Below are 460 nucleotides of genomic sequence, written 5' to 3'. Positions count from 1 at the left end.
GAACAGATCTCCTGAGGCGTAGTGCGCCGCCAGGGCTTCTCCCCGCTGCGCGCCGCAGAAGATCGCCTCCGGCAGTTCTTTTTCCAGCGCCGAACGCTGCGGGCCATCTCCAACCACGATCAGCTTCAGATGGCGCTGTGGATAAGTTTCGCGCAGACCTTCAAAGCAGTGTTTGAGCAGTCCCAGATTTTTCTCCGGGGCGAGCCTTCCTACGTGGATGACCGCGATATCCGTCTCAGAGAGTCCCCATTGTTCACGCAACGCGCTCTGACGTTTGCTCGGATGAAACAACTGGCTGTCCACACCCCGCGACAACAACGCCAGCCGCTCGAAATGCCGCCGCTCCAGTTCCAGGCGCTGACTGACGCTCGGCACCAGAGTCATTGCCGAACGATTGTGAAACCAGCGCAGGTAATGAGTGAGCATCCGCGTCAGCAGACCGAGGCCGTACTGGCTGGTG

1 protein-coding gene is annotated in these 460 nt (G+C 60.0%); it reads right to left on the bottom strand.

The features are described 5' to 3' along the window. The coding region (locus AC0T7J_RS25245; protein ID WP_473798494.1) for a glycosyltransferase at positions 1 to 460 on the bottom strand (460 nt) is incomplete at both ends.

Source organism: Pantoea sp. E956-1, assembly GCF_982223955.1.
The sequence above is the reverse complement of the archived record's forward strand: the minus strand, read 5'-3'. Positions and strand labels throughout refer to the sequence as shown.